At 74.7% G+C, this 13,219-nt stretch carries 11 protein-coding genes; 6 read left to right on the top strand and 5 right to left on the bottom strand.

The features are described from left to right. Positions 1 to 14 precede the first annotated feature (14 nt). The gene (locus ACH4VX_RS20570) at positions 15 to 527 is read left to right on the top strand and encodes a MarR family winged helix-turn-helix transcriptional regulator (RefSeq protein ID WP_398368853.1); all 513 of its coding nucleotides are present in this window, start codon (positions 15 to 17) and stop codon (positions 525 to 527) included. Positions 528 to 551: 24 nt separating this feature from the next. On the opposite strand, the gene ACH4VX_RS20565 is transcribed toward ACH4VX_RS20570, so the two are convergent. The 4 genes from ACH4VX_RS20565 to ACH4VX_RS20550 form a co-directional block, all read right to left on the bottom strand. Beyond that, on the bottom strand, positions 552 to 1,997 hold the full coding sequence (locus ACH4VX_RS20565; protein ID WP_398368851.1) for an FAD-dependent monooxygenase: 1,446 nt from the start codon (positions 1,995 to 1,997) through the stop codon (positions 552 to 554). A gap of 134 nt (positions 1,998 to 2,131) precedes the next feature. Continuing rightward, complete coding sequence (locus ACH4VX_RS20560; RefSeq protein ID WP_398368849.1) at positions 2,132 to 2,407, bottom strand: hypothetical protein; 276 nt, start codon at positions 2,405 to 2,407, stop codon at positions 2,132 to 2,134. Between the two features lie 186 nt (positions 2,408 to 2,593). Beyond that, entirely contained in the window at positions 2,594 to 4,645 is a 2,052-nt protein-coding gene (malQ, locus tag ACH4VX_RS20555; RefSeq protein WP_398368848.1) for a 4-alpha-glucanotransferase, read from the bottom strand. Between the two features lies 1 nt (position 4,646). Further along, complete coding sequence (locus ACH4VX_RS20550; protein ID WP_398368846.1) at positions 4,647 to 4,928, bottom strand: hypothetical protein; 282 nt, start codon at positions 4,926 to 4,928, stop codon at positions 4,647 to 4,649. 296 nt (positions 4,929 to 5,224) lie between these two features. On the opposite strand from ACH4VX_RS20550, the gene ACH4VX_RS20545 reads away from it, so the two are divergent. The 4 genes from ACH4VX_RS20545 to ACH4VX_RS20530 all read left to right on the top strand — a co-directional run bounded on the left by ACH4VX_RS20545 (position 5,225) and on the right by ACH4VX_RS20530 (position 10,835). Continuing rightward, positions 5,225 to 8,140, top strand: a complete 2,916-nt coding sequence (locus ACH4VX_RS20545) for a beta-N-acetylglucosaminidase domain-containing protein (RefSeq protein ID WP_398368844.1) — start codon at positions 5,225 to 5,227, stop codon at positions 8,138 to 8,140. A gap of 108 nt (positions 8,141 to 8,248) precedes the next feature. Further along, a complete protein-coding gene (locus ACH4VX_RS20540) occupies positions 8,249 to 8,782 on the top strand; it encodes a PadR family transcriptional regulator (RefSeq protein WP_398368842.1) in 534 nt (177 codons plus the stop codon). After that, positions 8,779 to 9,477, top strand: coding sequence for an ABC transporter ATP-binding protein (locus ACH4VX_RS20535; RefSeq protein ID WP_398368840.1), 699 nt, complete (start codon positions 8,779 to 8,781; stop codon positions 9,475 to 9,477). Before ACH4VX_RS20540 ends, ACH4VX_RS20535 begins: the two co-directional genes overlap by 4 nt. Beyond that, on the top strand, positions 9,474 to 10,835 hold the full coding sequence (locus ACH4VX_RS20530) for an FtsX-like permease family protein (RefSeq protein WP_398368838.1): 1,362 nt from the start codon (positions 9,474 to 9,476) through the stop codon (positions 10,833 to 10,835). Before ACH4VX_RS20535 ends, ACH4VX_RS20530 begins: the two co-directional genes overlap by 4 nt. Positions 10,836 to 11,159: 324 nt before the next feature. Here the strand turns inward: ACH4VX_RS20530 and ACH4VX_RS20525 are convergent, their stop codons facing one another. Next, positions 11,160 to 11,696 carry an HNH endonuclease gene (locus tag ACH4VX_RS20525; protein WP_398368837.1) on the bottom strand — a complete coding sequence of 179 codons (537 nt, stop codon included), beginning with the start codon at positions 11,694 to 11,696 and terminating at the stop codon, positions 11,160 to 11,162. 293 nt (positions 11,697 to 11,989) lie between these two features. On the opposite strand from ACH4VX_RS20525, the gene ACH4VX_RS20520 reads away from it, so the two are divergent. Continuing rightward, a complete protein-coding gene (locus ACH4VX_RS20520; RefSeq protein WP_398368836.1) occupies positions 11,990 to 13,096 on the top strand; it encodes a mechanosensitive ion channel family protein in 1,107 nt (368 codons plus the stop codon). Positions 13,097 to 13,219 lie beyond the last annotated feature (123 nt).

Here is a 13,219-nt window from a genome sequence, read left to right as displayed (position 1 = left end):
GGATACTCCTGCCCATGAGCACACCCCCCGAGCAGCGTCCCCAGGACCCCGTCGACGCGATCGTCGAGCAGTGGGCGCAGGTGAGACCCGACCTCGACACCGCCGGCATGGAGGTCTTCGGGCGCGTCTTCCGGCTCGCGCGCGCCATGGGCGACCGGATGGAGAAGGCGTACGCCAGGTACGGGATCTCACGCGGGGAGTTCGACGTCCTCGCCACCCTGCGCCGCTCCGGGGAGCCCCACACCCTCTCCCCCCGCCAGCTCTCGGCCACGCTGATGCTCACCACCGGCGGGATGACCGGCCGCCTCGACAAACTGGAGCGCGCGGGACTGCTCCGCCGCTCCCCCGACCCGCACGACCGCCGCGGGCTCCAGGTCACGCTCACCGAGGAAGGGCTGCGCCTGATCGACACGGCGGTCGGCGCGGGCCTCGCCGCCCAGTCCGAGGCGCTGTCCGTCCTGGACGGGGAACGGGCGGCGCAACTGGCCGACCTGCTGCGGGACCTGCTGCTCGCGACGGAGAAGTAGCAGGCCCGCCGGTCGCGCCGCCCGTCAGCCGACGTGAGCGGTGAGGGCCGCCTCGGTCTCCGACGGCCCGGCGGAGTCCGACGCCCAGGCCACATATCCGTCGGGGCGTACCAGCACGGTCGTACGGCGGCTCCCGGACGCCCAGCGTTCCACCGTCAGCCGCCCCTTGCGCACGCCCCCGTCGTCGTACGGCTCGGGCGTGATCAGCACGAAGCGGCCGCCGCGCAGCGCCTGGCGCAGACGGCGTCCGCCGGCGAGCGACACGTCGGGGGCGCGCAGGCCGGTCATGCGGTGGGCGCCGAGGGGCGCGGCGTACCGGACGCCGACCCCGGTGACCTGACCGAGCGCCCTGCGGCGGATGGGGCCGACATGGGTGACCACCGTGGCCAGGGCCGCGCGCAGCCCCAGCGTCCAGGGGCGCCGCGCCATGGCGAGCCGGACGATGCCGCCGCTGCTGCGCAGCACCGCCCGGCCGACCGGGTGCCGCTCGGCGTGGTACGTGTCGAGCAGGGACTCGGGGGCGTGGCCGTCCAGCACCTGCACGAGCTTCCAGCTCAGGTTGGCCGCGTCCTGCATGCCGGTGTTCATGCCCTGCCCGCCGGCCGGGGTGTGCACGTGCGCGGCGTCCCCGGCGAGGAGGACGCGGCCCACGCGGTAGGCGGGCGCCTGGCGTTCGTCGCTGTGGAAGCGGGACATCCAGCGGGCGTCGTGCATGCCGTGGTCCCGGCCGAGGGCGAGGCGGGTGATCTCCTTGATCTCGTCGAGGTCGAGGGGTGTGTCGTCGGGGACGTTCCGGGCCCGGTTCCAGCCGATGACCCGGTGGTAGCCGTCGCCGAACGGCGCGAGGAAGGCGAAGGCGTCCCCGACGGCGTTCACGGTGAGCAGCGTCTCCGGCTGCTCGGCGAGCCGCACGTCCGCCAGGACGACGGAGCGGATGACGGAACGTCCGGGGAACGGCAGCCCGACCGCCTCCCGTACGGTGCTGCGCATCCCGTCGGCGCCGACGACGTACGCGGCCCGCAGCTCCCCGCGCTCCCCGCCGGGGCCGGCGATGGCGAGGGTCACACCGTCCGCGTCCTGGGTCAGCCCTCTCGCCTCGGTCCCGTACCGGAAGTCCGCGCCGGCCTCGACGGCCCGCCGCAGCAGGGCCTTCTCCACCTCGTACTGCGGGACGACCAGGAGGTGGGGGAAGCGGGAGGGGAGCGCGCCGAGGTCGAGTTCGAGCCGGTCGTACAGGCGCAGCCGGTCGAGCGGGCGGCCGACCGCCTCCAGCTCGTCGGCCAGATCCCGCACGTCGAGCTGTTCGAGGGTGCGGGCGTGCAGGACGAAGGCGCGGGAGAGATTGCTGATTCCGCGGGCGCGCTTCTCGACGACGGTGACGGGGACACCGGCGGTCGCCAGGTCACCGGCCAGCAGCAGACCGGTGGGGCCGGAACCGACCACGATCACGGTACGGGTGGCGCCGTCCATCAGGACCTCCTCGATGTCACCTGTGAGGAGACCGCGCCGCGCCGGAACGCGCAAGGGCGCGTTCCGGCGGCATCGAGGGCACCGGCCCCCGCGTACGGCGGTGACGGCGCCCTCGGAAGGCGGTGAGCCCCGGGTCAGGCCTTGGCTTCGGCCCTGGTGGCGATGTTGGAGCTGGTCGTGTCCTTCTTCTTGTGCGACTTGTCGCCGACCATCACCAGGGCGGCGATGATCACGAACAGCGCGATCGGGGCCACGACATAGAGTCCCAGCGTCTCGATGACGCTCAGGCCCGTGCCGGGGTCGTCACCGTCGTCGCGGGTGAGCGCGAGCGCGGGGGACGACATGAGCAGCATCATCAGCGTCGTACCGGCTGCCAGGGCGCCGGCGCGCAGGGCGTTCTTCTTGTCCACGGTGCCAAACTATCCAACCCGGTCGGGCTTCGCGCGGGCGGGGTGCCGTACGGGGCGGGCGGGGGCCTGCGTTCGCGGGGGCCCGGTGCTGGTGCGGGCCGGGGGTGTTCGCGCGGCCCGGTGTTTGCGGGGTGCCGTCGCGCCCACCCGTGCCGCCCTGCGGCACGACTGCCCGCGGGAGCGGTGTCACCCCCTCAGCACGTCGATCAGTGCCCGCAGCCGAGCCGACCCCGCCAGCTCCTCCAGCGTCACCGGCCTCCCCCGCGCGTCCGCGATCGGCAGGCGCCAGTTCGGGTACTGGTCCCACGTCCCGGGCAGGTTCTGCGGGCGCCGGTCGCCGATGCCGTCGGGCAGCCAGACCCCGATCATCCGGGCCGGCGTCCGCAGCAGGTACCGGTGGACGGCCTGGATCTCCGCCTCCTCGGAGGCGGCCCCCCGCACCAGCCCCAGCCGGCCGAGCAGCTCCCGCCACTCCGCCGTGTCGGCCGCCGCCTCCGCCCGCTCCTCCTCCAGGGACCGCGTGAGCAGCCCCAGACTGTCCCGGAGCTCCACGTGCTCACCGCTGAGCCGGGCGGCCGTCGGCGGCAGGTCATGGGTGGTCGCGGTCGCCAGGCAGTCCGCGCGCCAGCCGTCCGGCGGCAGCGGGCGCCGGTCACCGTCCCAGTCCCGTTCGAACCACAGCACCGACGTGCCGTACACACCCCGTTCGCGCAGTGCCTCGCGCACGCCGGGCTCGACGGTGCCCAGGTCCTCGCCGATCACCATCGCCCCGGCCCGGGACGCCTCCAGGACGAGGACGGCGAGCATCGCCTCGGCGTCGTAGCGGACGTACGTGCCCTCCGTGGGCGGGTGGCCCTCGGGGACCCACCAGAGCCGGAACAGGCCCATGACGTGGTCGACGCGCAGGGCGCCCGCGTACCGGAACAGGCCGCGGAGCAGGGCGCGGAACGGGGCGTACCCGGAGTCGGCGAGCCGGTCGGGGCGCCAGGGCGGCAGGCCCCAGTCCTGGCCGCGCGCGTTGAAGGCGTCCGGGGGCGCGCCGACGGACATGCCGGCCGCGAAGTACTCCTGCTGCGCCCAGGCGTCGGCGCCGCCGGGGTGGACGCCGACGGCGAGGTCGTGGACGATGCCGACCGGCATCCCGGCCTCGCGGGCGGCCCGCTGGGCGGCGGTGAGCTGGGCGTCGGTGAGCCAGACGAGCCGGGAGTGGAAGTCGACGCGGTCCGCCAACTCGCGCCGGGCGCGGGCGGTGTCGGGTGAGCGCGGGTCGCGCAGCGGGGCGGGCCAGCGGTGCCAGTCGGCGCCGTGGGCCTCGGCGAGCGCGCACCAGGTGGCGTGGTCCTGAAGGGCCCGGCCCTGTCCGGCGCGGAAGTCGTCGTAGGCGGCGCGGCGGCCGGGCCCGAGCGGTACCTCGTGCACGAGTTCCAGGGCCTCCCGCTTGGTCTCCCAGACCGCGTCCCGGTCGATCAGGGCGCCCTTGTCCAGGACCTCCTCGCGCAGCCGTCCGGCCCGCTCCAGCAGGGCGCGCACGCGGTCGTCGGCGTACGCGAACTCGGGGACGTCCTCGATCCGCAGGTGGACGGGGTCGGGGAAGCGGCGGGAGGAGGGGCGGTAGGGGGAGGGGTCGGTCGGAAGGCCGGGGACGGCCGCGTGCAGGGGGTTGACCTGGACGAATCCGGCGCCGAGGACGCGTCCGGCCCAGCCGGCGAGTTCGGCGAGGTCGGCGAGGTCGCCCATGCCCCAGGAGCGGCGGGAGAGCAGGGAGTAGAGCTGGACCAGGAGCCCGTACGAGCGTCCGGGCGGCGCGGGCAGCCCGGTCGGGGCGACGATCAGGTGGGCGCGGGCGGTGCGGCCGTCGGGGGCGGCGGCGGCCACCTCGTGCACGCCGGGCGGGAGGTGCTCGGCGGACGCGCGGGTCTCGCCCTGTTCGGTGCGCACATGCAGCCGGGTGCCCTCGGGGAGGGCGGCCAGGGCGGCGGGGGTGCGGGCGCCCCAGCCGACCACGGTGGGGGGCAGCAGCCGCGCGCCGAGTTCCCGTTCGCGGGCGGTGAGCGCGGCGCGGACGGCCCCCGGGGCGGCCGTGTCCACGCCGAGGGCGGCCAGCGCGAGGGTGACGGCGGTGGCCGAGGCCGCGACCGTGCGGTCCGGGGAGGGGTGGTAGGAGGTGGCGACGCCGTGCAGGGCGGCGAGCCGGGACAGGTCCTCGGAAGGGGGCTCGGCCGGCCGTGGCGCGGTCACCTTAGGGCTCCGGGCGGTACTGGGCCGGGAAGGAGTCGAGTCCGGAGGAGTCCGAGGAGTCCGGGAAGGCGTCGGACTCGCTGGTCAGGGGGGTGGCGTCGGCGAGCGGCGGTTCGCTGGTGAGGGGTTCGGCGTCGGGCAGCGGAGGTTCGCTGGTCAGCGGGACCTCGACGCAGGATCCTTCCGCGCTGAAGACGCAGAAGTGCGGCTCCTCGAAGTCGGCGGAGAACTCCGCCGCGGGTTTGGACAGGGCGGGGGAAGGAACGTAGGCGGGTGCAGCCACAGATGGCCTCCTCGTCGGGCACGGCGCGCGGATCACGCGGGGCGTGCGGCTCGTGCGGGTTATCTCGCAGCCCTACCCAGTGGGCGCGATGCCAGACGCACAAAGTCTTCCCACGTGCCCCTGATCACATTCTCCCCGCGCCCCCTCCCTCCACAGTGGGACAAACGCGCCACAACGTCCACTCTCATTGACACGTTCACCGCAGAAATGGTGGGCTCGGGCTTCTCGGTAACGGAATGGACACGGCTGTACCGGCCACCGGGCCGGACGGCCCGTCGAGCAACCAGGAGGGCCCTGTGCAGCTGCGGCGTGGGAGGACGGCGAACGCCAGGGGGGCTGCCCTCGCCCTCGCCGTCCTCGCCGGGACCCTGGGCGCCGGAACCCTGGGCACCGCGCCCGTCGCCGTGGCCGCGCCGCCCGCGCCGGGCACCACCGCGTCCCCGGGCACCACCGCGTCCCCGGCCGCCGACACGGTCCGCGCGGCGGAGCCGTCCGTGTGGCCGCGCCCCCACTCCCTGCGCGCGAACGGCGCCCCGGTCGCGGTGACCGAGGAGGTCGCCCTGACCACGGACGCGACGGCCGACGCGTACACCCTCGACGCGCTCCGCGCGCTGTTGCGGGAGGCGGGCGCGCGCCGGTTCACCGCCCCCGGCGCACAGGTGCCCGAGGGGGCGCTCGTGGTGCGCGTGGGTGCCGAACGCGCCCCGGCCGCCCCCCTGCACGCCCTCCCCGCCGGCGGCTACGCGCTGACCGTCGGCAAGGGTGCCGTCACCCTGACCGGCGCGGACGGCGACGGCCTGTTCCACGCCGTGCAGACACTGCGCCGGCTGCTGCGCCCGGACGGCGCCACGCTCACCGCGGCCGTCGTACGCGACTGGCCCGGCACCGCCGTACGCGGCATCACCGAGGGCTTCTACGGCACCCCGTGGACGCACCCGCAGCGGCTGGCGCAGCTGGACTTCATGGGCCGCACCAAGCAGAACCGGTACCTCTACGCGCCCGGCGAGGACCTCTACCGGCAGGCCCGCTGGCGCGAGCCGTACCCGGCCGGGCGGCGGGCGGAGTTCCGGGAGCTGGCCGAGCGGGCGCGGCGCAACCACGTCACGCTCGGCTGGGCGGTGGCGCCGGGCCAGGCGATGTGCTTCGCCTCGGACGACGACCTGCGGGCGCTGACCCGCAAGCTGGACGCGATGTGGGCGCTGGGCTTCCGCGCCTTCCAGCTGCAGTTCCAGGACGTCAGCTACAGCGAGTGGCACTGCGGGGCGGACGCCGACCGGTTCGGGTCGGGTCCCGGGGCCGCCGCCCGCGCGCAGGCGCGCGTGGCGAACGCGGTGGCCCGGCACCTGGCGGAGCGTCACCCGGGCTCCGTCGCGCTGTCCTTGATGCCGACCGAGTTCTACGAGGAGGGCTCGACGGCGTACCGGCGGGCCCTCGCGAAGGAACTGGACGCGGGCACCGAGGTGGCGTGGACCGGGGTCGGGGTGGTGCCGCGCACCATCACGGGCGGTCAACTGGCCGAGGCACGGGAGGTGTTCGGGCATCCGCTGGTGACCATGGACAACTACCCGGTGAACGACTACGCCCCCGGCCGGATCTTCCTCGGCCCCTACCGGGGCCGCGAACCGGCCGTCGCCGCGGGCTCGGCCGCGCTGCTCGCCAACGCGATGGAGCAGCCCGAGGTGTCCCGCATCCCGCTGTTCACCGCCGCCGACTTCGCCTGGAACCCGCGCGACTACCGTCCCCTGGAGTCCTGGCGGGCCGCGATCACCGACCTCGCCGGCGGTGACGCCCGGCGCGGGGAGGCCCTGAGCGCGCTCGCCGGGAACACCGCGTCCTCGGTGCTGGGCGGCGAGGAGTCGGCGTACCTGCGGCCGCTGATGGAGGCTTTCCGGCGGACCCGTACGACCGCCCGCGGCACGGACGGGACGAAGGAGGCCGGACGGCTGCGTGCGGCCTTCACCGTCCTGCGCGAGCTGCCGGAGCGGCTGTCCGGGACCGGGCTCGCCGCCGAGGTGGACCCGTGGTCCCAGCGGCTGGCCCGTTACGGCGAGGCGGGCACCACGGCCCTGGACCTGCTCCGCGCGCAGCGGGGCGGGGACGCGGGCGCCGCCTGGACGGCGTACCGGCGGCTGGGCGAGCAGCGGGCGCGACTGGCGTCCTCGCGGGTGACGGTCGGCGAGGGTGTGCTTGACCCGTTCCTGAGCCGGGCGCAGCAGGCGTACGAGAGCTGGTCGGGCATCGACCACGAGCCGCCGGCCCGGTCCGGCGGCGACCGCACGCTCCGCCTTCCGCGCGCCCGCGCGATGGACGCCGTGACGGTGCTCACCGAGCCCGGCACGGAAGGGGCCGTGGAGGTCCACGTGCCGGGTGAGGGGTGGCGCCGCCTGGGCGCGCTGTCCGCGACGGGCGCCACCGAACTGCCGGCCGACGGCGATCCGGTGGACTCCGTCCGGGTCACCGGCGCCGACGCCTCCCGGGTGCGGCACCTGGTCCCCTGGTACGCGGACGCGCCCGCCGCCTCCCTGGAGCTGCCCGACGACCGCGCGGACACCGACATCGGCGGCACCCGGCGGCTGACGGCCTCGGTCGGCTCGCTGCGCCCCGACGAGGTGCGCGGCAGGCTGACCGTGACGGCGCCGAAGGGGGTCGGGGTCCGGGTGCCGAAGGACACGCTGACCGTCCCGCGCGGTACGCCGGTGGAGGTACCGGTCGAGGTGACCGTGGAACCGGGCACGCCGGTCGGGTCGTACGGCGTACGGCTCGGCTTCGGCGGGGCGACCCGCACCCTGACCGTCCACGCCGTTCCGCGCACCGCCGGCCCCGACCTGGCCCGCACCGGGCGGGCGAGCTCCTCGGCCGACGAGACGCCCGACTTCCCGGCCCCGGCGGCGAACGACGGCGACCCTCGGACGCGCTGGTCGTCCCCGGTCGACGACGACGCCTGGTGGGGGGTCGAGCTGGAGCGCCCGGTGCGGCTGGGGAAGGTGGCGCTGCACTGGCAGGAGGCACACCCGTCGGCGTACCGCGTGGAGGTGTCGGCGGACGGCCGCGCCTGGCGTACGGCGGCGACGGTGCGGGACGGCCGCGAGGGCCGGGAGACCGTCCGCATGGACGAGCCCGGCGTGCGCCACATCCGCGTCCGGGGCGAGAAGCGCGCCACGCGGTACGGCTACTCGCTGTGGTCGGTGGAGGCGTACGCGGTCGCCGACTGAGCGTCCCGCCCGGCACCCGGCGCGGATCTTTCCGGTCTTTCCGGTCTTTCCGGCTCGTTTCGACGATCACTATTCACTCAGTACATGTACTGAGTACATAATGACGTCATGAGCACCCGCCACATCCTGCTGGGCCTGCTCGCCTCGGGGCCGAGCCATGGCTACGACCTCAAGCGACGCCACGACGAACGCTTCCCGCAGGCCCGCCCGCTGGCCTACGGGCAGGCCTACACGACGCTGCAACGCCTGGTCCGGGACGGCCTCGCCGAGGTCGAGGGCACCGACTCGGACGGCGGACCGGAGCGGACCGTGTACCGCGCCACGGACGACGGAACGCGCGAACTGACGCGCTGGGCCGGGGAGATCGCCCCGCCCGCGCCGTTCGTGACGAACGAGATCTTCGCCAAGGTCGTGGTGTCGATCCTGTCCGGCGGTGACCCGGCCGCGTATCTGCGCGCCCAGCGCGCCGCCCACATGGAGCGGATGCGGGAGCTGACCGCGGTGAAGTCGGCGAAGGGCGCGGATCTGGCGACCGTGCTCTCGGCGGACTTCGCCCTCAACCACCTGGACGCCGACCTCCGATGGATGACGACCACGGCGGCCCGGCTCACCACCCTGACCGCGGAGGTCGACACAGCATGAGCATGGGGCACAACACGGCGGGGCCGCTGCTCGCGGGCCGCGCTCTGGTCAAGACGCACGGCAGGACCGAGGCCCTGCGCGGCGCCTCCGTCGAGCTGCGCGCGGGCGAGATCCTCGCGGTGACCGGCGCGAGCGGCAGCGGCAAGTCGACGCTGGTGCACTGCCTGTCCGGCATCGTCCGCCCCGACGAGGGGTCGGTGACGTACGCCGGTGAGCGGCTGGACGAACTACCGGAGAAGCGGCTGAGCGAGCTGCGCCGCACCGAGTTCGGGGTGGTGTTCCAGTTCGGGCAGCTGATCCCGGAGCTGACCGCACTCGACAACGTGGCGCTGCCGCTGATGCTGGCCGGCACCGACCGGGTCCGGGCGCGGTCGGCGGCCGGGGAGTGGCTGGAGCGGTTCGGGGTGCGCGGGCAGGCGGAGTCGCGGCCCGGCGAGATGAGCGGCGGGCAGGCGCAGCGGACCGCGCTGGCCCGTGCCCTGGTCACCGGGCCCAGGGTGGTCTTCGCGGACGAGCCGACCGGCGCGCTGGACTCACTGGCGGGCGAGCAGGTGATGACGGCCCTGGTGCACACGGCCCGCGAGGCCGGTACGGCGGTGCTGCTGATCACGCACGACGCGCAGGTGGCGGCGTACGCGGACCGGGAAGTGCAGTTGCGGGACGGCGCCGTGGCACCGCTGGAGGTGACGGCGTGACATCCCTCAGCTCCGATCTGCGGCTCGCCTGGCAGCTCACCCGCGGTTCCGACCGGCGGGAGTGGTGGCGGATCGCGCTCACCGCGACCGGCGCGGCGTTCGCGACCGGACTGGCCCTGCCGGCCGCCGCCCTGGCCTCATTGCGGGGCACCTCCTCCGTGACCCTCGCTGCGGGCCTGCTCAGCCAGCCCGGCACCCGCTCCGGGGTGATCCTCGCCCTGCTGCTGCTCCTGGTCCCGGTGCTCGGGTTCCTCGGCCAGTGCGCCCGGATCGGGGCACTGCACCGCGACCGGCGGCTGGCCGGGCTGCGGCTGGCCGGGGCGGCCCCGGGCCAGGTGCGGCGGATCGCCGCGCTGGAGACCGGGCTGGCCTGTCTGCTCGGGTCGGCGGTCGCGACCGTCGTCTCGGTGCTGGTCCTGGTGCGGCTGTGGGAGCGTCCGGCGGCGCTCACCTGGGTGGCGCTCGCGCTGGTCGCCGTCACCGTGCCGGTGCTGGGCGCGGCGGCGGGCGCGCTGGCGCTGCGCCGGGTGGTGGCCTCGCCGCTCGGCTGGGTGCGCCGGGTCGGTCCGGCGCGTTCGGGGCGCGGGCCGGGATCGCTGTTCCTCGCATCGCTGCTGGTGGTGGCCGGGCTGGCGCTGCTCGCGGCGAACACCACCTCGGCCGGCCCGCGCGGCCCGATGCAGTTGCGGACCCCGATGACGGTGTTCGCGGCGCTGCTCGGGGTCGGCGCGGGCTCGGTGTGGCTGTCCGGGGCCACGTGCCGTCTCGTGGGGCGGACCCTGGCCGGCCGGGCCCGCTCGGCGGCGACGCTGATCGCGGCGGAACGGCTGCGCGACGACCCGTGGGCGGCGGCCCGTACGCATGCGGCGGTCCTGCTGGTGACGGTGGTGGGCACCGGGTTCGTGGGCGTACGGCAGGCATTCCTCGAGCAGCTGCACGAGAGCCGGCAACTCGGGGAGAGCATGACGTACTACACGACCGGGCTGGACCTGACCGCCGCCGCGATCGCGGTGGGCCTGGTGATCACCCTGTCCGCTCTCGCCGTCGGCACCGCCGAGTCGCTCTCCACCCGCCGCAGAGGGCTGGCCGCGCAGGTCGCCGCCGGGGTGCCGCGTGCGGTGCTGAACCGGGCACTGCTGCTGGAGACCGCGCTGCCGCTCGCGCCGGCCCTGCTGCTGGCGGGCGCCGGCGGCATGGCGGTCGGCGCCGGATACTCCGCGCTCACCGCGTCGGGCTCCTGGCCCTGGGCGGCCCTGCTGGTCCCGCTCGCGGTCTACGCGACCTGCCTGTCGGCCGCGGCCACCGCCCTTCCCCTCCTGCGCCGCACGGTCCGCCCGGCGGAACTGCGGTACGCCTGAGCCGACCGGCCCCGGGGGAACGGGGGGCTCCCGGGGCCGGTCGAAGCACGGTACGCACGGCCCCGGGCGACCGGGGCATCCCGGAACCGGGCCGCGGCGGCGCCCCTGCCGTACCGGACACGGCCCGCCCCGGGCAACCGGAGCCCGCCCAACCCCGACCACAGCCGCGTCCCCGCCGTACCGGCTGCGGAACACCGGACACCGTCGGCCCCGAACAACCGAAGCCCGCGCCGACCGGGGAAGCGACCGCGCCGCACGGCCGCGGAACACCGGGTCGCCGACGGGGCCGGTCGCCGTGTCCGATGCGCAGGCCCGGACACGCCGTCAGGCGGAGATGCCGTCGATCCGGGCCAGCGCGTCGTCCGCGCCGTACGGCTGCAGGTACGGCAGCCAGCGCGGGTCACGGTGGCCGGTGCCGATGATGCGCCAGGCCAGGCCGGTGGGCGGGGCGGGTTTGTGGCGCAGGCGCCAGCCCAGCTCGAACAGGTGACGGTCGGCCTTCACGTGGTTGCAGCGGCGGCAGGACGCCACCACGTTGTCCCAGACGTGCTTGCCCCCGCGGCTGCGCGGGATGACGTGGTCGACGCTGGTTGCGACGCCACCGCAGTACATGCACCGGCCCCCGTCACGGGCGAACAGCGCCCGGCGGGTGAGGGGAACGGGCCCCCGGTAGGGAACCCGCACGAAACGCTTGAGCCGGACCACGCTGGGTGCGGGGACTGTGATGGTCGCGCTGTGCAGGTGGGCGCCGGTCTCCTCGAGGCAGACTGCCTTGTTCTCGAGGACGAGCACGAGCGCGCGGCGGAGCGGTACGACGCCGAGCGGCTCGTACGACGCGTTGAGGACCAGGACATGCGGCACGGACGGCCTCCTTGTACGCCGGCGGCGCGTGGCTCGCGCCGGGACGATCCGTAGTCAGTTTCCCCTCATGCCTGGTGGAAGCGCCACCATGTCCCGGTAACGGGCTGGGAGTGTTTTCGACCACACCCCGATTCGTCCCCGGGATCGCGGCCCGTTCGAGCGCAGGTGAGGACGGTCTCTTCTTCCCACATACCGCCGATCCGCTCACAATGCCCCGTTAGTGTGGTGGTTCTGCCCGTGCCGGTGACCCTTTCGTGACCTTGAAGATATTGACCGCCGCACCGGGGGCAGACATGCACCTGGAGGTACCTGCCGTGTCCTTGTCCGCCGTCCTGCCGGCCGTCGATCCGTCGCCGACACCCTCGGAGTCCGGGACACCGCGGGTGCCCTCGCTCCAGGACGCCCAGGAGACCGCCGGCAACGCCGCCGGCTGGGTCGAGGAGAACTGGTCGACGTGGCTCGCGATCGGGCTCAGGGTCCTGCTGATCCTGGTGATCGCGACGGTGCTGAGAGTCATGGTGCGGCGGGCGATCACCAAGATGGTCGACCGGATGTCCCGGACCGGCCAGGCGGTGGACGGCACCACGCTCGGCGGCCTGCTGGTCAACGCCGAACGGCGCCGCCAGCGCTCGCAGGCGATCGGCTCGGTGCTGCGCTCGGTGGCGTCGTTCCTGATCCTGGGCACGGCCGCGCTGATGATCCTCGGCACCTTCCAGATCAACCTGGCCCCGCTGCTGGCCTCGGCCGGTGTCGCGGGTGTCGCGATCGGTTTCGGCGCGCGGAACCTGGTCACGGACTTCCTCTCCGGTGTCTTCATGATCCTGGAGGACCAGTACGGCGTCGGCGACACCGTCGACGCGGGCGTGGCGTCGGGCGAGGTGATCGAGGTCGGGCTGCGGGTGACCAAGCTGCGCGGTGACAGCGGGGAGATCTGGTACGTCCGCAACGGCGAGGTCAAGCGCATAGGCAACCTCTCCCAGGGCTGGGCGACCGCGGGCGTCGACGTCACGGTCCGCGCCGACGAGGACCTGGACCGGGTGAAGGCCACGCTGAGCGAGGTCGCCGAGAAGATGGGCAAGGAGGAGCCCTGGAACGAGCTCCTGTGGAGCCCGATCGAGGTGCTCGGCCTGGACTCGGTGCTGCTGGACTCGATGGTGGTCCGCCTCTCCGCGAAGACCATGCCCGGCAAGTCCCTGACCGTGGAGCGGGAGCTGCGCTGGCGCATCAAGCGGGCCTTCGACGCGACGGGCATCCGTATCGTCGGCGGCGCCACGGCCATGGAGGACGTGGAGACCGCCGACCCGACGGCGGGCATGGCGCCTCCGTCGGTCTACTCGAGCACGATCTCGCCGCAGTCGGTGGCGGCGTCCCCGCTGCCCCCGCCGAGCACCACGAAGTAATGCCGCGGGCGGCACCCGGGACTCCCCGGGTGCCGCCTTTCCCGTACTCCCTCTTGACGCCCCTTCCGGCCCGGGCATACGTTCCACATCCAACAGGAAACTTTCCTAACAGTGACCTGAGCG

Origin of the sequence: Streptomyces sp. NPDC020731 (assembly GCF_044334705.1) — a bacterium.
GTDB lineage: Bacteria > Actinomycetota > Actinomycetes > Streptomycetales > Streptomycetaceae > Streptomyces.
This window is presented reverse-complemented; position numbering and strand designations above follow the sequence as displayed.